The following is a 21161-nucleotide window of genomic DNA, read 5'->3' as shown; positions in this document are numbered from 1 at the left end:
CACACATTCAAGCGACAGACGAGCCTTGCCGGTCCGGGCGTTCGCCGGCGCCGGCGCTTCCGCGCGAGCGGCGCTCTTGGGCCGGGTTCGCATTTGAGTTCAACCAGAGCATCAAACTGACCCCGGAGCACCAGCAGTTTTGCCGGTTCCCAGGAGGAGGACGTGCTGCCCGACGTTGACGGCGTGGTCGGCGTACCGCTCGTAGTAGCGGCCCAGCAGCGCGCCGTCGACGGCGGCCTCGACCCCTAGCGGCCAGTCCGGTCTGAGCATCACCCCGAACAGCTGTCGATGCAGCTGGTCCATCGCGTCGTCATCACCGTCGAGTTGTCCGGCCAGTACCTCGTCCTGGTCGGACAACGCCAGGACAATCTTTCCGGCCAGCCGGTCGGCCGTGCTACTCATCGCGCGGAACAGTTCCGTCAGCTCCGGTCCGACGGCGGTAGCCGGGTACCGGCGCAGCGCGGCACGGGCGACGTGTACGGCCAGGTCTCCCATGCGCTCCAGGTCGGCGGCTGCCTGTAGGGCGGTCAGGGTCGATCGCAGTTCGTCGGCAGTGGGCCGCTGGTGGGCGAGCAGGTGGAATACCCGGTCGTCGACGACGCGGTAGAGCACGTCGACCTCCGCGTCGTTGACGGCCACCTGCTGGGCCAGGGTGTAGTCGGCGGTGAGGAGGGCGGCGCCGGCCTGCCGCATGGCTTCTCGCACGGCCTTGGCCATGGTGATCAGGCAGCTGGTGACCCGGGCGAGTTCGTCGTCGAAGTTCTCCCGCACAGATCGCTCCTGCCATCACCGAACACCGATCGGATGAGCCTATGTGCCGTTTGTTGCAGCGGTATCAGCGGACGACAGGCCCGAGCCCCGACTTTGAACCAGCTGGCCGTGGCTTCGAAGGTCCAGCCGATCGGGCGCTGGCTGACGGCGCGGTGTCACGCACCGTGTTAGGTGTGAGCGGGTGTCGATTTGTCCGGGCCCGTAGTTGGTGGTCCCTGCTGGCAGCATGGTCTCGTGACACGCGTGGAGATCAACGGGGTGCCGGCGTCTATCGACGGGCTCCATCGGGCGGCGACCGGGAATTATGGACACTTCACGTCGATGCAGGTACGGTCCGGCGCGGTGGCAGGCCTCGCGTTTCATCTTCGCCGGCTTCAGGAAGCGTCGGCGGAACTGTTCGCCGGCAGGGCGACACCGTCCGACCGCATGATCGTCGATCTGATCAATCATGCCCTGGGTGAACAGCGGAACGCCTCGGTGCGGGTCACCGTGCTTCCGGACGTGTTCGACGTGCGGGGCACGGACGTCATGGTGTCGGTCGGCGAGCCGGTCCCGGATAATGCGAGGGCTCCGCTGCGGGTTTGTAGCGTCGGGTACGAACGGGAATTGCCGCACCTCAAGCACGTGGCGACGATGGGCCTGACGTACCACCACCTGCAGGCACGCAGGGCGGGGTTCGACGACGTCCTGTTCGTCCGCCACGATGGTCGGCTGGCGGAGGGATCGGTCTGGAACATCGCCTTCTGGGACGGCGAACGAGTGATCTGGCCCAGCGCCCCCCAGCTGCCCGGGATCACCATGCAGGTGCTGCGGATCGGCTTGGCGAAGCTCGGCATTCCCGACGAGCAACGACGTCTGACCGGCGCATCACTGGCCGGGATGCGTGCCGCTGTCGCCGTCAACTCACACTGCCCGGCCCAGCCGATCGGCGCGATCGACGCCGTCATCCTCCCCGAGTTCGCGTCGTTGACGACGCTGCTACTGCGGGCGTGGAACGAAGTCGCGTGGGATGAACTCGGCCCAGCCCGGTAGGCAGGTCTTGCATCAGCGGAAATCCTGCGACGCCGGTCCGGTATCTCCACAACATCTTCACCAACGGCCTCGTCCAAGGTGCTTGGGTGGACGAGTGACCATGAGCCCCGACGCGACCGGCGTCTCGGACCAGATCGAATACATGGACATCGCCGCCACCACGGCGGTCGGCCGGTACTACAAGCAGCGTTTCCTGAGTGCTCTTGACCTGATGCCGGGCCACACGGTGATCGACGTCGGCTGCGGGCCCGGCACCGATCTGGGTCGGCTGGCCGACGTGGTCGGGCCGTCCGGCTCGGTGATCGGCGTCGATCATGACCGGCGGATGTTGGCCGAAGCCGGCCGGCGATACGCCAACCGCCCCCACATCGAGTTGCGCCTGGGCGACATGCGCCGGCTTCCGTTGCCGGACGCCTGCGTGGATCGGGCCCGGACCGACCGCGTTATGCAACACGTGGCCGACCCGGCCGCAGCCATCGTGCAGCTCAGGCGTGTGCTGCGGCCCGGCGGCGTGCTCGGTATGGCCGAGCCCGACTGGGATACTCTCACCGTCGCCGATCAGGACGTGGAGATCAGCCGGCGGTTCTCCCGATTCGTCGCGGAACGCGTACGCAACACGACGATCGGACGTGACGTCGTGCGTCTTGCCGCTGCCGCCGGATTCAAGATCTCGGCGGTGCAGGCCATCGCGGTGGTCTTCCGGGACTTCGCGACGGCCGACCAGATTCTCGGGTTACAGCGCAACTCAGCCCGTGCCGTCGAAGCTGGAGCACTTCCCGAGCGAGACACCCGCGAATGGCTCGAACGTCTGCCAACAGCACCGTTCCTCGCTGGCTTCACCTTTTACCTCATCACAGCCCACATTTGATTTCGGCCCACCGGGTCGCCGACGCTAGACATCTTTCGCACTCGAGGTCTGGCGTTCCACACTCGCCGCGCCGATCGACGTGCGCTGGAACTGGCGGCTTTGGCCCGGAAAGAAAGATCCCTCTTCGGTACGCGCCGGACCGCTCCCGTGGCACTCGGCCCCGGCGGGTGCAGCTCACCCTCCGCGCGCCCGCTACGGGCGGTTCCGGCCCAAGACCTCAACCCCCACCCGCTCCGCCGGCGGGCGCCGGCTCACCCCGGCCGACCAGGACAAAACCAGCCTGTTCGACAGTTTGCACTGCTTACCCATACGCCCTGCTCTGCGCACCTCGGGTAAGCGCCAGACGGACCACTCCAGGCGGCAGGGGCGTTTCGCGGGTTTTGCCCCTTCCGTACTGGCCGGCTTCGCATCCGGGTCTTCCGGCCCACTCCGGCTCGAAGACCTTGAAGGCTTACCGGTGGGACCCAACAGGAGCCCCGCAAGATCGCGCAGACTCTCGCTCGCAGCCGTTAGATATATAAAGCCCCGCGGGGGTGGGTGGTCGGTTGCGCGAAAGACGCGGCACGCGCCGGTATTGCACCTCGGTCGCGCGGTGGCGGCGGCCGGGGGGAATTGCGGTTGTCGACGGTGTCACCCGTACCGGAAGAGGGTTTGTTTCTCGGGACCCTGATCCTGAAAGGTGCCTAGCCATCGCTCTGCGCTGGCCGAGGGCGTCGGCCGGCAGCGGCCGCTCGCCGGCGCGCAGGGCCACGACGGCGGGTGTGCCGTCTTTCGAGGGCGCGCCCGCCGATCTGGTGGCTGAGCGGTCAGTCCGCCCCGACTACTTTCGGTCGGCGCAGTTCCAGGTGATCACGCCCTTGCTGACTGTGTGGCCGTCCTTGTCCGAGGTGAGGCGGTTGCCGGCGGCCAGACCGCGGTCGGACAGGAAACCGACGAAGGGCGGTTCGTCGTCTCCGGCGACATGTTCGAGCTTCAGCGCCGGAGCGTCCGGGCGCTCGATCGTGTCGTCGGCCAGGACCCATCCTTGAGCGTTGACGCCGTGCGCCGGAGTGTGCAGCTTGAGGTCGGTGAACTGGCCGGTCCGGGTGTTCCAGCGGACCGCCGTGCCGGAGGGCCACACGTTGCCGGTCACCCATTCACCGCGGGCCGCGTTGACCGACATCTGCTGCCCGTCCGGCGTGACGAACTTGCTGGCGGTGCCGGTCTGGGTCCATAAGTAGGAGGTCAGCGTCTGGCCGTCGGCGGTGACCACCGCGCCGATGATCCGGCCGTCGTCGGAAAGCCCGTTGATCATGGCGTGGGCCGGCAGCGGCAGCTTGGCGGCGGTCGTCGAACCGGCCTTCCAGAGCAGGACGCCGCGCTGGTCGTCGGCGGCTGCGATGTCGCCGGCCGCGTTCACGTACACCCCCTGGTTGAACGACCACCGCCCCGCCGGCGTGGTCAGCTTCTGCGGTGTCCCGGCCACGTAGCGCAACACGGTGTCGAACGTCTTGCCGTTACCGGCCACCGCCGCCACCACCCCGGCCGTGTTCACCCCCGACGGGATCACCGACCGGTACGAGCCGGGAAGTCGCTGCGGGCGACCGTCGACCCACAGGACCGGCTGGGCGGCCGGCAGCCCGTCGACCTTGCCGGTCTTCTGGTTGGTGCCCGCCTCCTCGGTGGTGTTGAACCCGGTGATGTACCGGCCGGCCGGGTCGATCCCGCTCACCAGCACGTCGTTCATCCCGACCGGGACGGGCAACCCCGTCACCGCGCATGTCGTGCTCCGGGGTGCGGCGGGGGCTACGTCCGGCGTACCCCTGGCCCCGAAAACCACCGACGGCACCGCGACCAGCGCGCCCACCGCGAGCACCGCCCCGGCCACCGCACCAGCCGTCCGGCGCCGGCCGGCGCGGCGGCCGGCGATTAGCATCGTTTCCGTGTCCAGCCGCGACGGCGGTACGTGCACCGCGCCCAGTCGCTCCCGCAGGTCATGTTCCGTCAGCACGCCAGCCCACCCATCTTGATCCGCTGTTCCCCGCCCAGTACCTCGCGTAGCGCGGCGAGCCCCCGCGAGCACTGGCTCTTCACGTTCCCGGCCGAGCAGTTCAGAGCCGCCGCAGTCGCCTCGACCGACAGATCGTCGAAGTAGCGCAGAACGATCACGGCCCGCTGCCCCTTCGGCAGGCCGCGCAACGCGGCCATCAGCTCGTCCCGGTCACCGATCGACTGCTCCGGACGAGGGCTGGTCGCCGTCCGGTCCGGTACGTCCCCGAGCCGGACCCGCGACCAGGGCAGTCTTCGTTCGTCCAAGTAGCGCCGCACCAGAACCCGATGCGCGAAGCCGTCGATGTTGTCTATGCCCGAGGCTTTCTTCCAGTTCACGTAGAGCGCCGTGAGGGTGGCCTGCACGATGTCATCAGCCCGGTGCGCGTCGCCACACAGCAGGTAGGCCGTCCGGTGCAGTCGGGCCAGCCGCCCCCGCACGAACTCCTCATACTCGCGTTCAAGCTCCGCGCGCATCCCACTCCTCCCGACGAACGCCGTCATCCTGTCTGTCGGCGGCAACGTCGCGAAAGGTTGCAATGCTTGGCGACATCTTCGAGGTCGTCTTCGCGGCTGATGGGGTGCCTCGCGCGCCGGCCCTGATGGTGAGCGTGCTCGCTTCCTCGACCACCTGCTGACATAGGCTGAAGAGCATGCTTCGCGACGACGATCTCGCCCTGCTGAACCGCCCCCTGTACGCCTTCCTCACCGTCGCCCCGCGCGGCGACCGGTGGCCGGCCCCGCGACCGGTGTGGTTCGGCGTGAGCGCCGAGGGCAACCTGGAGATGTTTTCCGACCCCGGCGCCCCCAAGGTCGATCGTCTGCGCGAGCAGCCCAGCGCCTCCGTGGTAGTCGCCGCCCCCACCGGCGAGCGCGAACACTGGGTCGCCGTCGAGGGCCCGGTCACCCTGCACGACGACGGCGCCGACCTGGCGGCCCGGCTCGCCGACCGCTACTACGACATGACTGACCTCGCCCACCAGAAACTCCTCGCCGAGTGGCAGGATCAGGTTGTGCTGGAAATGACAAGGTAGGTCTGGCTGCGATCCGCACCATCGGTGGGCCGGGTGAGCCCGTACTCAGGTGCCTGCGACACCGTATGGCAAGACCATCGGGGAACCCGGCTGCTGGCCGAGACTAGTACGTGAAGATTCGCGGTTGGCCGGCTGCCAGGGTGGCTCCGGCTATGTCGTACGCCTTGGGATTCTTGATGGTCTCGTCGGGTTTCACCGCGGTTACCGGGAACCAGAAGACGGTGATGTTGGCATCCTCGCTCCATCGGGCCAGCTGAGCGTCGACCGTCCGGCCCGCCGCTGAGACGGTGATTCGGGCCGGAGTTCCGGCGTAGTAGCCGAAGGCCGGCTGCTTGACGCCGCCTTCGAGTGACATCGCGGCCTGGATGTCATGGAAACCGGGTGGGGTGGCGACGACATCATCGAGCGTCAGGGATTCGGTCAGATCGCCGAGGGTGTTTTGTGTCCCGAGGCACAGGCCGGTTGCGCGAGATCCGGAGCTCTGCGCGGAGCGTACCCCGAAGATTGTCCATTTCTCCTGGTCTTTGTCGTTGACCAGTCCCGTATCGATAACTGTGCCGATCGGACCGTGGTAGCCGTTCATGCTGTTGAGCTTCTGGCTTTTTGCCGACACGGAAACGCTCGGAGCAGCCGAAGCCGTTGTTGGTGCGGCCGGCGACGGCCCGAACTGGGGTGTGGGTCGCACGAGGGTCGTCAGTCCGGCCACCACGGCGATCGCCACTGCCGCTGCGCCGGCGGCAACGGTGAGGCGTCGCCGGCGCCGGAGCCGCCCTCCAGCGGTCATGATCGCATCAAGGTTGAGAACGCGGGGCTCGAAGTCCGCATCCGAGCGCAGTTCCCGGTGAAACTCTTCCAAGTCCATCATCGCCACAACCTTGCGATCGTTCGGCTCGGGCGGCTGCCGCGCGGCTCCTGCTCAGGCTCGTTTGCCGCCTCGGAGTCGGCGTCCGAGGCGAGTGAGACTCGTAACTTGGCTAAACCACGCGAGTTCAGGCTCTTCACCGTGCCGATTGACAAGCCCAGCTCCCGCGCCACCTCAGCCTCCGGCAGGTCCATGTAGTGCCGGAGCACGATCACCGCTCGCTCCTTCGCCGATAGCGAGTCCAGCGCGGCGATCAGGGCTCGACGCTTCGTGACTTCCTCGGCAACGTCGCGCCACTCGGCGGTTTCCGGCATTATCTCGGTGGCGTTCTCGCGGATCGGCCGACGCCACTGGTCCGTCACGTAGTTCGTCAGGACCCGGCGAGCGTAGCTGTACGGCTCGTCGTTACGGATGCGTGACCAGGCCGCATAGGTTCGGACGAGCGCGGTCTGGGCTGCGTCCTCGGCAGCGTGCCGGTCGCCGGTCAGCAAATAGGCCGCCCGCTGCAGCCGACCCGAGTTCGCCTGGGCGAACTCGACGAACTCGTCGTCACCGCGAGCCACGGCGACTCTTCCCACAATTCACGTTTTTCGATTCTAGCCACGTCGAACAACGCCGAATCCGGGGAGCCGCCGGCGCGAAACTCCCCAGACTTCTGACCTCGGCTATTCGTAGTAGACAGTCTCCTCGGCGATGCGCGTGCCGCTGGAGTCGTACGCCTGCACTGTGGTCAGTTTGTCGTTGCCGTTGACCTTGGTGTTGTCGAACCAGAAGATGGTGACGTCACGGTCGGCGCTCCAAACGGCGGTGTTCGCCGGTACGACCTTGCCGCGGAGCATCCCGGTGATCTTCGCGGGATGACCGACGAAATACCCGAAGGCCGGTTGCTGGACGTCGTCCTCCAGCCGGTAGGAGTGCTCCACGGCCCGGAATCCGGGCTTCTTCTCGTTGTCGACCGCGCTGGTGAGCACGTAGCTGGTGCGCTTGCCGTCATTGTCGTATTGCAGCAGCTGGAATCCGAAGGTGATGCCCGGCTGATTCGGGCTGGTGATCCGGACTCCCTGGATGGCGAATTCGCTCACCGGGGTGGCATCCAGCCCGGTGTGGATCAGCGTGCCGAGTCGGGCTCCGTCCTTGCCGGTCGGGTGATTGCTGGGGCTGTTGGCCGACACGGTGGTGGGGACTGAAGTCAGTGGAACGGCCGCCGAGTTTGTCGATGTGCTGCCGGGCCCGGCTGCGGTCCGCGCCGGGTCGCCACAGCCGCTCAGTCCGGCGATGACGAGCATCGGTGCGAGCGTGACCAGGAGCATTGTGGTCTTCCGGGCTTTCAGCATGGCTTCCCTCTTCCAGGATTCGTCGACCGCGCGTGGGTCCTACGCCGATGAAGACGGGCAAGCCTCGGCAAAGGTGCCGCCGATTCGTGAAACCTTTCGGACCCCCCACTCGTCCGCGACGTGAGTCAGGGTGTTGGGTCGCCGCGGACCGAGGTACGAAACGTGAGCGGGCTGTTGCCTGTTCGTTGATGGAAGAATTTGCTGAAGTTGGTAGCGTCGGAGAAACCCAGGCTCGAGGCGACCTGTGCCGCGGTCAGGTCGCTGTGTGCCAGCAGGCGTTTGGCTTCCAGAATGATGCGGCGGTCGATGAGTGCCTTCGCGCCCAGGCCCACCGCCGCGATCGACGCGCGGGAAAGCGTGCGGGGGGAGTAACCCAGCAGCTTCGCGTAGTCCTCGACACGGCGGGTGCCTGCGAAGTTTTCCTCCAGGGCGTCGCGGAACTCCAGGAAGATGCCTGGATATTCGCCAGGCGGGCTGCCGGCCGTGCCGCTCAGGTCGCTCAGGCGCAGCACCAGAACGGCCAGCAGGTGGCGCAGCGCGGTGGTCCGGACGTCGGGCGCCAACGGCGACGGCGCCTCGAACTCGTGCCGGAGATGCTCGGTAGCGAGCATCAGCGAGGACTGGCTCTCGTTCGACGGGGTGCGCAGGACCGGGGCGTGGGAGTCGTGCGGTGCCGCCTGCTCGGCGGTGGCGGGGTCGAGGAAGTCCGGCTCGAACAGAATCAGCGTGCCCTCCGCCGGGCGCAGGTCGTGCCACTGCTGAACCTGACCGGGGCGGACCCACAGCCACGAGCCCGGCCGCAGCGTGTAGTCGGTGAAGTCCACGGTGTGGCGCAGGCTGCCGCGGTCGAGGGTGATCAGGTGGTGGAAGGTCGGGCGTTGCAGTGTCGCCAGAACGGTCTTGCGGCGGCCGCGCTCGCGTAACTCGGCCAGCGACAGCACCTCCAGCCCCACCGGCATCCGACCGGGCGCGGCAAAGCCGACCTCGGGAATCGGGGCTGCCCTGTCCTGTCGCAAATCAACCATCACCAGTCCGGATCTTACCTGGCAAATGGCATGACCGGATCCTACCGTTGACGCAAAGAGGCAATCCTCCAGACGGGAAAACCATGAGCACGCTGGACTTCCAGGTATTCGACCTCGACTTCCCGGTCGGCAGCCGGAACAAGACCGCCACCCTGATCACCGGCGACGCCGAGGCCATCCTGGTCGACGCCGGCTTCACCCGCGCCGACGGTCACCGCCTGGCGGCCGCGGTGCTCGACTCCGGTAAACGGCTGACCTCGCTGGTCATCAGCCACGGCGATCCGGACTTCTACTTCGGGGCCGAGGTGATCGCCGACGCCTTCCCGGACGCCACGGTCGTCGCCACCCCGCACGTCATCGCCCACATCGGACGCTCGTACGACAAGAAGCTCCAGGCCTGGGCGTCGGCCGGTGCCAACCTGCCCACCCGGCTCGTCGACATCAAACCGCTCGACGGCGACCTCACCCTGGACGGCTACCGGTTCGAGCTCAAGGGCGGGTCGGCGGAGCTGCCCGACCGGCACTACCTGTGGCAGGCCGAGCACCGCGCTGTCCTCGGCGGTGTCCTGCTGTTCCAGCGGGAGCATGTCTGGACGGCGGACACTGCCCGCCCCGAGCAGCGGGCCGCCTGGATCGCCGCGCTCGACGAGATCGCCGGGCTCAGCCCCGAGCTCGTGGTGCCCGGGCATCGGCTGCCCGGCACCTCGGCCGACCTGAGCGCCGTGACCGGTACCCGCGACTACCTGGTGGCCTTCGAGGAGGAGCTGAGCCTGGCCGCCGACGGGGCCGCCCTGACCGAGGCGCTCGTGCGGCGCTTCCCCGACCACGGCATGCTGATCGCCGCCCAGATCGGCGCCAAGGTCGCCAAGGGCGAGATGAGCTGGGGCTGACCATGACCGCACCCGCAGACGTCGTCCGCCGCCAGTACCTGGCCTCCGCCGCCGGCGATTTGGAGGCCCTGCGCGCCACCCTGGCCCCGGACGTCGAATGGACCGAGATGGCCGGGTTCCCGCTCGCCGGTACCTACCGGACCCCCGAAGGCGTCACCACCAACGTGATGGAGAAGCTCGCGGCGGAGTGGGACGACTGGACCGCGCACGACGACACCTACGTCGCCGACGGCGAGAACGTGGTCGTGCTCGCCCGATACACCGCCGTCAACCGGGCCACCGGCAAACCTCTGGACGTACGCGTCGCCCACCACTTCGTCGTCCGCGGCGGCAGGATCGTCCGATTCGAGCAATTCACCGACACTGCCGGCGTCCGCGACGCGGCACAGCCCTGACCGACGCGGTCGCAGGGGTTCTTCAGCCATTGCCCAGCGCCTTTGCAAGTTCTTCAGGGATTCTTTGATCATGCTGGAGGTCACCGCACTCGGCCGGACTGCGCCGCCGTGCGCATGGTCGTCCCGCCGGCCCGGGTGCTGCCAGTGGCCAGAACCTCGCAGTCATCGTCGGTAGTCCAACCCCGATAGGAGGATCGTGCATCAGAGCCCGCAGTCTCAGTATCAGGGACGTCGACTTCCCCGGCCGCACGAGGAGGTCACCGACCAAGGGCTTGGCTTCGACCTCGCCACCCTCATAAGCCGCCGCCGGCTCCTGCGAGTGATGGGCGCCGGAGCGGCCGTCCTGGGTATCGCCGCCTGCGCCGAAGAGCCTGCCGGCGCGCCGGCGGCCACCGGCGGCGCCCCGGCGGCCGGGGTCACCTCGTCGGTCGCGGCGGCGAGCGCCGAAATTCCCGAGGAGACTCAGGGCCCGTTCCCCGGCGACGGATCCAACGGCCCGGACGTTCTGGAACGTAGCGGCATCGTACGCGGCGACATCCGTACGAACCTGGGTAATCCGGCGATCGTGGCCGCCGGTGTGCCGCTGACCCTGCAACTGTCGATCAGCGACCTCGCCGACGGCGGCCGGCCCCTCGCCGGAGCGGCCGTCTACATCTGGCAGTGCGACCAAGCTGGGCGTTATTCGATGTACTCCGACGGAGTGGCCCAGCAGACCTTTCTCCGTGGCGTCCAGATCGTCGACAGCACCGGCGCGGTCCGGTTCACCACGGTCTTCCCCGGCTGCTATCCAGGACGCTGGCCGCATATCCATTTCGAGGTCTACCCCGACCGGGACAGCATCACCGACCACACCACCGTGATCGCCACATCGCAACTGGCCTTCCCGAAGGATGTCAGCGAGGCAGCCTACCGGGAGCCGGGGTACGAGAGTTCGGTGTCGAACCTTGCCGACATCAGCCTGGCGACCGACATGGTGTTCCGCGACGATCGAGCGGCGCGGCAGACCGCTCGAATGGGCGGCAACGCCACTGGCGGCTACCACGCCACCCTGGCCGTAGCCGTGCGAACTCGTACCTGATGCTTCGGTCCTGGCCTCGGCCCCGCCGAGCTGCGCTACTGGAGCGCCCGGCGGTGCTCAGAGGATGACGCCTCGCTGGTAGCGCATGGCATCGGCCAGCTCTGGCGCGCAGGAATCGGTCGTGGCGAAGATCGGCGTTGCGTGCGCCCTGGGCGGCGGTCTACAAGCTTGTTGATCCCGTTGAGCGAGCTCCGCGATGAGGGCCCCTCCGTATGCGGAAGGATGAACCGCGACCAGCAATATGGAGGTAGCACATGACCGTTCTGTCTATCCGCAAGATCGGCGATCCGGTGCTGCGGCAGGCCGCAGTATCGGTGGCCAGTTTCGACGCGGAGTTGGCCACGCTCGTCAAAGACCTGAACGAGACGCTGATGGACTCGGGCGGCGCGGGTCTCGCCGCCCCACAGATCGGCGTGAGTCTGCGGCTGTTCGCCATCAACCCGAACCTGCCGGGCAACGACAGCAAGCTCGACCATTTCATCAACCCGGGGCTCGAGTTCCCCGACGACGAGGAGCAGAACGGGCCTGAGGGGTGCCTCTCCATCCCGGGCATCTACCTGGACACCAGGAGACGGATGAACGTCGTCGCCCGGGGATTGACCAAGCACGGCGATCCCGTGCAGATCGTAGGCAACGGACTGTTGGCCCGTTGCATTCAGCACGAGACCGACCATCTGGACGGTGTGCTCTTCGTCGACCGGCAGGACGCGGACGGCATAGAGCGGATCCTCCGCACCATCGGTGAGGCGGCTTGGGCACCCGAACGGGTCAAGATCAGCCCGCACTGATCCAGGGTTTCCGCCGCGTCGTGCGCATCGCCGGCCGGGGCGAGTCAGCGGCTGGGGACGCCGCTACGTTCAGTGGCTCGGGGATCGTCGCAAAGCCAGGAACGCCAGGATCAGAAGCAGCTCGATGAAGAGTTCCACCAATGCCGCGGTCACCCACAACGGGGCCAGGACCGCCGGCCAGGGCCAGTCGACCACGCCGACCAACTTCAGCGAGATGAGGCCCGTGGCGACAAGAGCGATAGCGGCTGCGGCATGGACCGCCGGGAACTGCTCACGTGAGATCGATCTGCTCATGCGGGGCTCCAAGGCCGACGGGGGTAGAGAGGAGATGCGCCGCCTCGCGCCGAGCGACTGTGCCTGCCATCTGACGGTGGTGAAGATCTACCCAAGGATCGATGATCTTCGTGCCAGAGGGACGGTTTCGCCGCTGATTCGTTACACCTCCCCTGGTCAACTGCGTTCAAAGGTTGGCGGACGTCAGGAAGACGCGGGCACTGCGGTGACGACGACGTTGTCGCGGTAGTGGCCGGTAGCCTGGTTGAAGGGTCCGCCGCAGGTGATCAGGGTCAGCCGCTGCGGGCCGGTGCTGGTGAAGTAACGGTCGAGCTGGATGGTCGCTTTCGGGTATTCCTCGCGGCCGACGACGCGGTAGGCGGCGACGTGCCCGTCGGTGCCGGTGACTTCGACCCGGTCGCCGGTGCCGAGCATCCGCAGGCGGGCGAAGGCGCCGTTGCCCTGCTGGGCGCTGTCGACGTGCCCGGCGACGACCATCGAGCCGGGCATGCCGAGGCCAGGTCCGTACCGGTACCAGCCGACCGTGTCCACACTCGGTGGGACCACGACCTCTCCCGCTGCGTCCACCCCGACCGGGACGACGGTGGCCGACACGTTCAGCCGGTCGATGCGGATCCGGGCCGGCCGGATCACCGGTGCCGACGTGGGCAAGGTCGCTGCCAGCGTCGGTATCTCGCTTGCGGTGACTGTCGGCGGCGATGCGGCGGCCGGCGGCGGGGATGCGACTCCGGCCAAGCGGTCGACGTGGCCGACGCCGACGTTCGGCGCGGGCTGTTCGCGGTGCCGCAGCAGCCCGGCGCCGACCAGGATCGCGGCGCCGATCGCCAGCAGGGTCACGGCTATGCCGAGCCGCCGCCGGGGCCGGCGGCCTGCCCCGGAGGGCAGGCCGCCGTCGGTTTCAGGCACGGACGCGGCGACGCCGGACCAGGGTCAGGCCGGCGGCGAGCAGGAACAGCAGACCGGACCCGGTCAGCGCGTACCAGGCGGGGGAGACGCCGGTGGCGTTCTGGCCGCCGGTCCCGGCCGGCATTCCGCCCGGCGCGCCGCCGAGGCCGTCGATGGTCTGGGCGACAAGCGCCAGGGACTTGCCTTCGGCCGATCCGATCGCGTAGACGATGGTGTCCTTGCCCGCGGCCAGATCGAGGTCCTTCGGACCCAGCACGACGGTCGTGGTGCCGGCGAGAACCACGTCGGCCTTCACGGTGCCGGCCGGGACCTCGGCCATGTCCTCCTTCGGGTTGGTCAGACCGGAGAAGACGGGCTTGCCGCCGGCCCGTACGTCGACCGCGGGGGCCTGCGCGTCGTGCCGGACGACCAGCCGGGCCATTCCCGCCTTGATCTTGGAGGTGTCGTTGATGTAGGCCGTCAGCGCCGGTTTCCCTGAGCCGTCGAGATGCGCGACCAGGCTGAGGTTCTTGCCTCCGGGTACCTGAAGCGACTTGTTCTCCAGAAGCGCGCTGCTGACCGGCTCGCCCGGCTTGGTCAGTGCGACGTCGTAGGTTCCGGCGGCCAGCGCGAGCGGTCCGGCTACGGTGGCCGGTTTGAACGACGTGAGGGTCTTCTTGCCGTTGACGTACACGTCAACCGGCTGGCCGGGGATGCCGTGCACGACCGACACCTGCGACGTGTCGGCGGCCGCGGCGGGTGTCGAGGAGATGCCGAGGCCAGTGGCGACGGTGACGGTGAGGGCGAGGCCGGCCAGAGCTACGCGCCGTACGCGTTTGTGGAACACAGTTACCTCCGCTGATCAATCCGCGTTTGCCGATCGATTCGTCGGCTGCGGTACGCACGGATGCGCCGCGAGGAAGAAAGATTTCCTGGGCCGGGTGCATCCGTGGACGCCTCCGGCACCGAATGGCGGGGGAGATTCCGAGACGTTAGGGTCGGGCGGTCAATGGGGGATGGCAGCGAAAGCGGTGAATGCGATCGACCGCTCGGGCATCGGCGGTGACGAAGAGATAGTCGACCGGTTCAAATCGGGCGACGAACGCGCACTGCGGTGGATGTATGACAGGTACGGTGCGGCCGTGCTCCACCTCGCGTACGCCACCGTCGGCAACCGTTACGACGCCGAGGACGTGGTGCAGGCGACGTTCGTCGCGGCGTGGCAGAGCCGTGAGCGGTACGAGCCGGATCTCGGCAGTCCGATCGCCTGGCTGCTGGGCATCGCCCGCCGCAAGGCCATCGACACGCTGCGGCTGAAGTCACGCCAGGACCGAGTGGCCGCGACGTTGCGTCAGCTCGACAGCGGTGTCGATGACGCCGAGGCGGGGGCCGACACCGTGGTCGACCGGCTGGTGATCGCTGATGAGCTCAGCACCCTGGAACCGGCCCAGCGTTGCGTGCTGGAACTGAGCTTCTTCGACGATCTGACCCACGTTCAGATCGCCGCGAGGACCGGAATGCCGCTGGGTACCGTGAAAAGTCATCTACGCCGCGGACTGGCGCGGCTGCGCAGCCGATGGGAGGTCGACCGTGCCGCATCTGGATCCTGAACGCCTGGTGCTCATCGCTCTCGGTGAGCAGGACCCGGACGCCTCCGAAACCGGACACCTGCGGACCTGCGACATCTGTGACGCTGACCTGGCCGCCACCCGCGCGACGGTCACCATCGGCCGGCAGTCCCAGCACGTCCGCGACCTGCCGGCGCCGTCGGAAGACCTGTGGACCCGGATCGCCGCAGCCGCCTTCGAGACGCCGGAGACGCAGGTAGCACCGAATGACGCGGCTCCCCGCGACGATGCGGCGGGCCTGCGCTCGTTCACTTCGGCCGCGACCGGACGATCCCGTGCGCGGGCTCGTCGTCCCCGATGGCGACTCCCGGTCGCGGTAGGCGCGGCGGTAGTGCTGGCCGCCGTGGCAGCGGCCGCGGTCACGTGGTCGAGACGCCCGGCCGCCGAGCGGATCGTCGCCGAGGCTGACCTCGTTGCGCAGCCCGCAGCGCCGGCCGCGGCGAAAGGACGGGCGACGATCGTGGACACCGGCCACGGGCTGGAGATGCGTGTGGCGATGTCCGGGATGCCCACGACCGGCGGGTATTACTCGGTCTGGCTCTACGACGGCCGTAGCGTGATGGTTCCCATCGGCTCGCCGGGTTCGGCGGCCCTGAACGTGCCGGCGGCCGCGAGCGATCTCACCCGGTTCAGCATCGTCGACGTGTCAACGCAGCAGCTCGGTCAGCAGCAGCACGGCACCAGCATGCTGCAAGGGCGCTTACGTCAATAGCAGTTCTCGCCGCGATTGTCCGCCCGGCCGGCCGGCTACATGGGGGAGCTGACGCTCTCGCTCGTGTGCACCGGCCGCGGGCGGGTCACGCTGGTCGTCTCCGGCGTTCCGGTCGGCGAGGCCGGGAACAACCCGCGGGAGCTCGCCCGCACCACCGCGCTGTGCGCCGGCGACACCACCCCGGGCCAGGCTGTCTTTCCGGGCGACGAGTTCCTGCAGAACCTGGTCTTCGACCTGACCGGCAGCGACGACGCGATCGGGCAGGCCGCCTTCGCATACCGGATCACCAGCGACACCGGCCGCCCGACCACCAGCACCGACTACGTCAACGGGCACTGACGAGCAGTTCCAGCGCCTCGCGCAGTACGGGGTGGAGGAGTAGGGACGGCGGAGGACGGCCGCCGGCCCGGTGGGCGTACCCCGGATGTGGTGGTGGTCGGGGCCGGACCGGCCGGTCTGGCCGCCGCCGAGTCCGGCTCGGGTTCTTCGGAGAAACGCCGCGTGCTCTAGCGGGCCAGGCGGTCCAGCAGTTCGCCGAGCAGTGCGCGTTCGCCGGGGGTGAGGTCGGCCGGGTCGTTGCCGACCAGCGCACGCAGCGTCAGTGCGGCGCTCGCACGGGTCGCGGGCGCGGCGGCGGAGGGCGTGTGCAGGACTCCGGCCAGCGCGGCCTCGCGGACGCGTGCGGACAGCCCGAAATCCGGCTCCGGCTGGCTGATCAAGGTGAGCGTGATGCCGACGTTGGCGGCGAGCACCTGTTCGGCGGCATCCTCCGCCGGAACCTTGAGCAGGCCCTGGGCGGCGGCGCCGGTGAGCCGCTCGCGTAACGCGGCGTGTGCGGGAGCGGTGACGGCGCAGGGCTTTCCCGGCTCGGCGCGGCCGTAGAGCAGCCCGTAGAACGACGGGTGCTCCAGCCCGAACCGCACGTGCCTGTCCCAGCCCTCGCGCAGGTCGTCCAGCGGGTCGCCAGAGCTCTCGACCGCTGTGTACTGCGTGAAGCCGTGGTTCACCACGGCGTCGATCAGGCCCTGCTTGCTGCCGAAGTGGTGGTACAGCGTGGGGGCCTGCACCCCGGCGCGTTCGCACACCGCCCTCGTGGACACCGTGCCGCCGCCCTCCAGCAACTCCGCCGCGGCGAGCAGGAGTCGATCCCGTGCGTTCTGCATGATTGCTACAGTAGCGCATGTAGCGCTACATTGCGCCGTGTAGCGAAAGGAGAAGTCCATGAGGACTTGGTTCATCACGGGTGGGACGCCCGGAGGGTTCGGCCTGGTCTATGCCGAGGCCGCACTGAAACTGGGCGATCAGGTGGTCGTGACCGCGCGGCGGCCCTCTGAACTGCAGGAATGGGCCGAACCGCACGGCGACCGGGTGCTGGTTGTCCGGGTCGATGTCACCGATGCCGACCAGGTGCGTGCGGCGGTCAGGACGGCCGAGGAGCGGTTCGGCGGGATCGACGTGCTCGTCAACAACGCGGGCCGTGGCTGGTTCGGCTCGGTCGAGGGGGCCCCGGACGAGACGATCCGCCGCACGTTCGACCTCAACCTGTTCGCCGTGGTCGACGTGATCCGCGCGGTCCTGCCAGGCATGCGGGCACGCGGCGACGGCTGGATCGTGAACATGTCGTCGGTGGCAGGCCTCGTCGGCGTACAGGGTTTCGGCTACTACGCGGCGGCGAAGTTCGCGGTCGAAGGACTGTCGGAGACACTGCGCCAGGAAGTTGAGCCGTTCGGTGTGCGCGTGCTCGTCGTGGAGCCGGGAGCGTTCCGCACCAGGGCCTTCGCCGGCTTCCAGGACGAGCCCGTCAACGAGACCGTCGACGCCTACGTGCCGATGGTCGAGGGCGTCAAGGCGGCGTTCGTGGACCATGACGGCAAGCAGGCGGGAGACCCCGAACGCGGAGTGCAGGCCGTGATCAGCGCGATGAACGCACCCGTTCCGCCGCACCGGATCGTGCTCGGCAACTCCGGCTACGACGTCGTTGTTGCGATGCACGAGACCGCACTCGAGGAACTGCACGCGAACGAGAAGCTCTCGCGCGGTGCGGACTTCGCGAAACATGATCGGAGAGCGGAAATGGACACCAGCGCTCTTCCCAAGGCTGTCGAGAACTTCATCGCGGCCACCAACGCGCACGACTTGAACGCGCTGGCCGCGGTCTTCGGCGACGGGGCCACCGTGCTCGATGACGGGACGACCTACGCCGGCGAGGCCGAGATCCGCGAGTGGATCCAGGGGCACCTGATCAACCCCGAAGTCGTGCTCACGCTGACCTCGTTCGCCGGCGACCGGCTGGTGGCTTCCGGGGACGGTGAGTTCCCCGGCGGGCCGCTGTCCTTCGCGTTCGTGTTCGGCATCAAGGGCGACCAGGTCACCGACCTCGCGATCGACCACGTCTGACTCGTCACCGGCCGGGGCGGCCTGAGGGCTGCCCCGGCCATCGAGCCGGGATATTGAGACTCGTCATTGTTCGTTCACAGCGTGTCTGTGGGGAGGTCACGGAGCGCGGCGATCATCAAGCGATTCCATCGACAGGGGTGAGTCGAATGAAATCGTGGCGTCTGGGGCCTTCGCTGGCCGCCCTCCTGGTGCTCGTTGTGCTCGTCGCCGGGACTCCTGGCCGGGCGTTTCAGGGGGCGTCGGCCACGGAGCCGGCTTCCTCGTCGCCGATCGGCGACTTCCAGATGGCCCTGGTGGCCGACGGCGACGTGCAGATCGACTATTCCATGCCGGCCGGGTTTGACGCCGCGCTGCTGCAGCGGTTCGTCGACGAGGCCGAGGGTCAGAACGCCCGGCTCAGCGACACGATCTATCAGGACATGGAAACGTACGAGATGGACGCGCCGCTCCGGGCATCCATTCCGCGGCATCCATTTGACGGCGACATCTCGGTGACCAGCACCGGTTTGCGGGTCGTGATCTCCGGGTCGGAGGTGCAGCCGCAGGCCTCCTGGTACTACTACATCATCGCGGTGGTGGTCGGTGAGATCATCAAGCTCACCACGCGGTACCTGTGCATCGGCTTCTTCCCGGTGGGAGCGCCGGTGTCCGGTCCGGTCTGCGCGGCTGTCGCCACCTTTCTCGGCAGTCTGATCAGCGGGATCATCATCCAGTGGGTCGATGGCAAGCTGACCAGCGCCGAGGCGTGGGGGCTCAACCTGGCGATCGCGGTGATCAGGTCGATCGGAGCGGACGCCTGGGAGTTCACCAGCGCGTGGGCCAAGGCGAACATGCGGCCTCTGCTGATCAAGTTCCGGGACGCCTTCGTGGAGTTCGCCAAGACCTCGGCGCGCTGGGCGGGGCAGCGGATCGCCGACGCACTGGTCTGGGTCGCCGCCCAGCTCACCTCGCTCGCCGAGACCATCGTCGCGAAGCTCGAGGAGGCGGCCGCCCTGATCAGGCCGAACAGTATTCCCACCAAGGGGGCTGACCCGAGCACCATCAGCGTCGGCGGCACCTACTACTCCGTCGAGGTCGATTCGTCCGAACCGGGCCGGGCGAAGATCTTCCTCCGAACCGCCGCCGGTCCGGCCGCACTGCCCACGGCGCCACGCTCGCTGCTCTGGGCCGACGAGACCAACATCGGCGAAGTGTGGGCCCCGGAGATCGTACGGATCGACGGCCGCTACTACGTCTACTTCTCGGCCGGCCGGGGCAGCGCCCACCGGATGTACGTGATCAGCTCGACCTCCCCGTGGGTGGCGTTCACCGCCGCGCAAAAGCTCAACCTGCCGGACGACAAGTGGGCCATCGACGGGACCACCTTCACGTTCAACAATCAGCGGTGGTTCGTCTGGTCGGGATGGGTGGGCGACGCCGACGGCGAGCAGACTCTCTTCATCTCCCGGATGAACAGCCCGACCCAGCCGACCGGGGCCCGGTACGTCATCTCGCAGCCGCGCGAGCCCTGGGAACAGGTGGTCGGCAACCCCACCATCAACGAGGGCCCGGAGGCGGTCAAGGATCCGAACGGCCAGCTGCACATCGCGTACTCGGCGAACGGCTCCTGGAGCGACCAGTACTGCATCGCCGACCTGCGCCTGCGGGCCGGCGGCGACCCGACGTACGTGTGGGACTGGTACAAGTCCAACGGCTGCGAGTTCGGTTCCAACCGCGCCACGATGATGCCGGAGTGGGACCCGACGCTGTCCGTCAACGGTCCCGGGCATCACACGTTCGTGCTGGAGAACGGCGACATCAACAGCAGCCCGGGCGCCGGGCACAACAACGATCTGATGTACCACGCCGTGCCCAAGGGCATCCCGTACAGCTGGGACAACCGCCGGCGGTTCGCCGGCGGCTGGGCCTGGCGCAGCGGCTGCACGTACAGCCGGCAGAACGTGCCGGGCGACAACCTCAACACCGGCTGGAGCATCAAGTTCTTCGAGGACCGGAACTTCGGCAACGACGGCGGTGGCGGCGCCTGCACCACCAACGGTGCCACCACGCCCGGACGCACCGGCCTCAGAGCCGCCGACCCGAGCGTGATGCGGGTGGGCAGCACGTACTACTCGGTCGAGTCGGACGGCGGCAACATCTACTCGCGATCGGCGGCCTCCGTGCCGGACCTGGCCAGAGCGCCGAAGGCGCTGATCTGGTCGGCCCCGAAGAACATGCCCAACGTGTGGGCGCCCGAGCTGGTCAAGGTCACCGCCGCTCTGAACACCAAGGTGTACGCCATCTACTTCGCCTCCGGCGACGGCGGCGCCGGCCAGCGGATGTACTACACCTGGTCCAACTCGCCGGACCGCGGGTTCAGCGACCCGATCAAGCTGAATCTGCCGGACGACAAGTGGTCGGTGGACGGCACTGCCTTCTACTTCGGCAGCAAGATGTGGTTCGTCTGGTCCGGCTGGGAGGGCGATTCCAACATCGAGCAGAACATCTACATCGCCGAGATGACCAGCCCGTCCGACGTGAAGGGCCCGCGAAAGATCATCTCGCAGGCGCGCGAGCCGTGGGAGAGGATCGTCGGCAATCCCTACATCAACGAGGCGCCGGCGCCTCTCAAGGACCCCAACGGCCAGTTGCACATCACGTACTCGGCGAACGGCTCCTGGAGCGACCAGTACTGCATCGCCGACCTGCGCCTGCGGGCCGGCGGCGACCCGATGTACGTGTGGGACTGGTACAAGTCCAACGGCTGCCTGTTCGGCTCGAACCGGGACACGATGATGGCGGGCTGGGATCCGGCCCTGTACGCCAATGGCCCCGGCAGTCACAGCTTCGTGCTGCTCGACGGCGACATCGGCACCAGCCCGCCGGCCGGGAAGAACTTCCCGCTGATGTACCACGCCGTGCCCAAGGGAACGGCGTACAGCTGGGCGAACCGCGAGTGGTTCTCCGGCGGGTTCGGCTGGCGCGGCGGCTGCACCTACAGCCGGCAGAACGTCCCGGGCGCCAACACGGACACCGGTTGGAGCATCAAGTTCTTCGAGGACCGCTACTTCGGCAACGACGGCGGTGGCGGCGTCTGCTAAGCCTATGGGAGCGCTCCCGAAACTGCTAGCTTGAACATCGGTCGTGGTCGATTGCTACCG

23 protein-coding genes are annotated in these 21161 nt (G+C 68.0%); 12 read left to right on the top strand and 11 right to left on the bottom strand.

Annotated features, from left to right (window positions below; genetic code table 11):
• Positions 1–111: 111 nt before the first annotated feature.
• A complete protein-coding gene (gene phoU, locus Ate02nite_RS29960; protein WP_203811192.1) occupies positions 112–771 on the bottom strand; it encodes a phosphate signaling complex protein PhoU in 660 nt (219 codons plus the stop codon).
• Positions 772–1005: 234 nt separating this feature from the next.
• Between phoU and Ate02nite_RS29955 the strand changes: the two genes are divergently transcribed.
• A complete protein-coding gene (locus Ate02nite_RS29955) occupies positions 1006–1803 on the top strand; it encodes an aminotransferase class IV (RefSeq protein WP_203811191.1) in 798 nt (265 codons plus the stop codon).
• A 100-nt stretch (positions 1804–1903) separates the two neighbouring features.
• Positions 1904–2671, top strand: coding sequence for a methyltransferase domain-containing protein (locus tag Ate02nite_RS29950; protein WP_203811190.1), 768 nt, complete (start codon positions 1904–1906; stop codon positions 2669–2671).
• A gap of 820 nt (positions 2672–3491) precedes the next feature.
• Here the strand turns inward: Ate02nite_RS29950 and Ate02nite_RS29945 are convergent.
• Positions 3492–4661 carry a hypothetical protein gene (locus Ate02nite_RS29945; RefSeq protein WP_203811189.1) on the bottom strand — a complete coding sequence of 390 codons (1170 nt, stop codon included), beginning with the start codon at positions 4659–4661 and terminating at the stop codon, positions 3492–3494.
• Positions 4655–5176: a SigE family RNA polymerase sigma factor gene (locus Ate02nite_RS29940; RefSeq protein ID WP_203811188.1), complete on the bottom strand. Its 522-nt coding sequence runs from the start codon at positions 5174–5176 to the stop codon at positions 4655–4657. Before Ate02nite_RS29940 ends, Ate02nite_RS29945 begins: the two co-directional genes overlap by 7 nt.
• Before the next feature lie 176 nt (positions 5177–5352).
• Here Ate02nite_RS29940 and Ate02nite_RS29935 point away from each other — a divergent pair, with 176 nt between their 5' ends.
• The gene (locus Ate02nite_RS29935; RefSeq protein ID WP_203811187.1) at positions 5353–5733 is read left to right on the top strand and encodes a pyridoxamine 5'-phosphate oxidase family protein; all 381 of its coding nucleotides are present in this window, start codon (positions 5353–5355) and stop codon (positions 5731–5733) included.
• A 103-nt stretch (positions 5734–5836) separates the two neighbouring features.
• Here the strand turns inward: Ate02nite_RS29935 and Ate02nite_RS29930 are convergent, their stop codons facing one another.
• From Ate02nite_RS29930 to Ate02nite_RS29915, 4 genes are all read right to left on the bottom strand, one after another.
• Positions 5837–6598 carry a hypothetical protein gene (locus tag Ate02nite_RS29930; RefSeq protein ID WP_203811186.1) on the bottom strand — a complete coding sequence of 254 codons (762 nt, stop codon included), beginning with the start codon at positions 6596–6598 and terminating at the stop codon, positions 5837–5839.
• A complete protein-coding gene (locus Ate02nite_RS29925) occupies positions 6595–7158 on the bottom strand; it encodes a SigE family RNA polymerase sigma factor (protein WP_203811185.1) in 564 nt (187 codons plus the stop codon). Before Ate02nite_RS29925 ends, Ate02nite_RS29930 begins: the two co-directional genes overlap by 4 nt.
• Before the next feature lie 102 nt (positions 7159–7260).
• Complete coding sequence (locus Ate02nite_RS29920; RefSeq protein WP_203811184.1) at positions 7261–7929, bottom strand: hypothetical protein; 669 nt, start codon at positions 7927–7929, stop codon at positions 7261–7263.
• 125 nt (positions 7930–8054) lie between these two features.
• The gene (locus tag Ate02nite_RS29915; protein WP_203811323.1) at positions 8055–8954 is read right to left on the bottom strand and encodes a helix-turn-helix domain-containing protein; all 900 of its coding nucleotides are present in this window, start codon (positions 8952–8954) and stop codon (positions 8055–8057) included.
• Positions 8955–9037: 83 nt separating this feature from the next.
• Between Ate02nite_RS29915 and Ate02nite_RS29910 the strand changes: the two genes are divergently transcribed.
• The 4 genes from Ate02nite_RS29910 (at position 9038) to def (ending at position 12105) form a co-directional block, all read left to right on the top strand.
• Positions 9038–9844, top strand: coding sequence for an MBL fold metallo-hydrolase (locus tag Ate02nite_RS29910; RefSeq protein ID WP_203811183.1), 807 nt, complete (start codon positions 9038–9040; stop codon positions 9842–9844).
• Between the two features lie 2 nt (positions 9845–9846).
• Positions 9847–10239 (top strand): nuclear transport factor 2 family protein, encoded by a 393-nt coding sequence (locus Ate02nite_RS29905; RefSeq protein ID WP_203811182.1) that lies wholly within the window; start codon positions 9847–9849, stop codon positions 10237–10239.
• 196 nt (positions 10240–10435) lie between these two features.
• A complete protein-coding gene (locus Ate02nite_RS29900; protein WP_239147799.1) occupies positions 10436–11317 on the top strand; it encodes a dioxygenase family protein in 882 nt (293 codons plus the stop codon).
• Positions 11318–11571: 254 nt separating this feature from the next.
• Complete coding sequence (gene def, locus Ate02nite_RS29895) at positions 11572–12105, top strand: peptide deformylase (protein WP_203811181.1); 534 nt, start codon at positions 11572–11574, stop codon at positions 12103–12105.
• Positions 12106–12174: 69 nt separating this feature from the next.
• Here def and Ate02nite_RS29890 read toward each other — a convergent pair whose 3' ends face one another.
• The 3 genes from Ate02nite_RS29890 to Ate02nite_RS29880 all read right to left on the bottom strand — a co-directional run bounded on the left by Ate02nite_RS29890 (position 12175) and on the right by Ate02nite_RS29880 (position 14131).
• Positions 12175–12399 carry a hypothetical protein gene (locus tag Ate02nite_RS29890; RefSeq protein WP_203811180.1) on the bottom strand — a complete coding sequence of 75 codons (225 nt, stop codon included), beginning with the start codon at positions 12397–12399 and terminating at the stop codon, positions 12175–12177.
• A 183-nt stretch (positions 12400–12582) separates the two neighbouring features.
• The gene (locus Ate02nite_RS29885) at positions 12583–13284 is read right to left on the bottom strand and encodes a class F sortase (protein ID WP_203811321.1); all 702 of its coding nucleotides are present in this window, start codon (positions 13282–13284) and stop codon (positions 12583–12585) included.
• A gap of 13 nt (positions 13285–13297) precedes the next feature.
• Positions 13298–14131: a DUF4397 domain-containing protein gene (locus Ate02nite_RS29880; RefSeq protein WP_203811179.1), complete on the bottom strand. Its 834-nt coding sequence runs from the start codon at positions 14129–14131 to the stop codon at positions 13298–13300.
• A 169-nt stretch (positions 14132–14300) separates the two neighbouring features.
• On the opposite strand from Ate02nite_RS29880, the gene Ate02nite_RS29875 reads away from it, so the two are divergent.
• From Ate02nite_RS29875 to Ate02nite_RS29865, 3 genes are all read left to right on the top strand, one after another.
• Positions 14301–14894 (top strand): RNA polymerase sigma factor, encoded by a 594-nt coding sequence (locus Ate02nite_RS29875; RefSeq protein ID WP_203811320.1) that lies wholly within the window; start codon positions 14301–14303, stop codon positions 14892–14894.
• Entirely contained in the window at positions 14875–15624 is a 750-nt protein-coding gene (locus tag Ate02nite_RS29870; RefSeq protein WP_203811178.1) for an anti-sigma factor domain-containing protein, read from the top strand. The genes Ate02nite_RS29875 and Ate02nite_RS29870 overlap by 20 nt, the downstream gene beginning before the upstream one ends.
• A gap of 63 nt (positions 15625–15687) precedes the next feature.
• Entirely contained in the window at positions 15688–15963 is a 276-nt protein-coding gene (locus Ate02nite_RS29865) for a hypothetical protein (RefSeq protein WP_203811177.1), read from the top strand.
• Between the two features lie 167 nt (positions 15964–16130).
• On the opposite strand, the gene Ate02nite_RS29860 is transcribed toward Ate02nite_RS29865, so the two are convergent.
• Positions 16131–16787, bottom strand: a complete 657-nt coding sequence (locus Ate02nite_RS29860; protein WP_203811176.1) for a TetR/AcrR family transcriptional regulator — start codon at positions 16785–16787, stop codon at positions 16131–16133.
• 58 nt (positions 16788–16845) lie between these two features.
• Between Ate02nite_RS29860 and Ate02nite_RS29855 the strand changes: the two genes are divergently transcribed.
• Positions 16846–18021, top strand: coding sequence for an SDR family NAD(P)-dependent oxidoreductase (locus Ate02nite_RS29855; protein ID WP_203811175.1), 1176 nt, complete (start codon positions 16846–16848; stop codon positions 18019–18021).
• A gap of 146 nt (positions 18022–18167) precedes the next feature.
• A complete protein-coding gene (locus Ate02nite_RS49045) occupies positions 18168–21101 on the top strand; it encodes a glycoside hydrolase family 43 protein (protein ID WP_239147797.1) in 2934 nt (977 codons plus the stop codon).
• Positions 21102–21161: the final 60 nt, after the last annotated feature.

The organism is Paractinoplanes tereljensis (genome assembly GCF_016862435.1).
Lineage (GTDB): Bacteria > Actinomycetota > Actinomycetes > Mycobacteriales > Micromonosporaceae > Actinoplanes > Actinoplanes tereljensis.
This window is presented reverse-complemented; position numbering and strand designations above follow the sequence as displayed.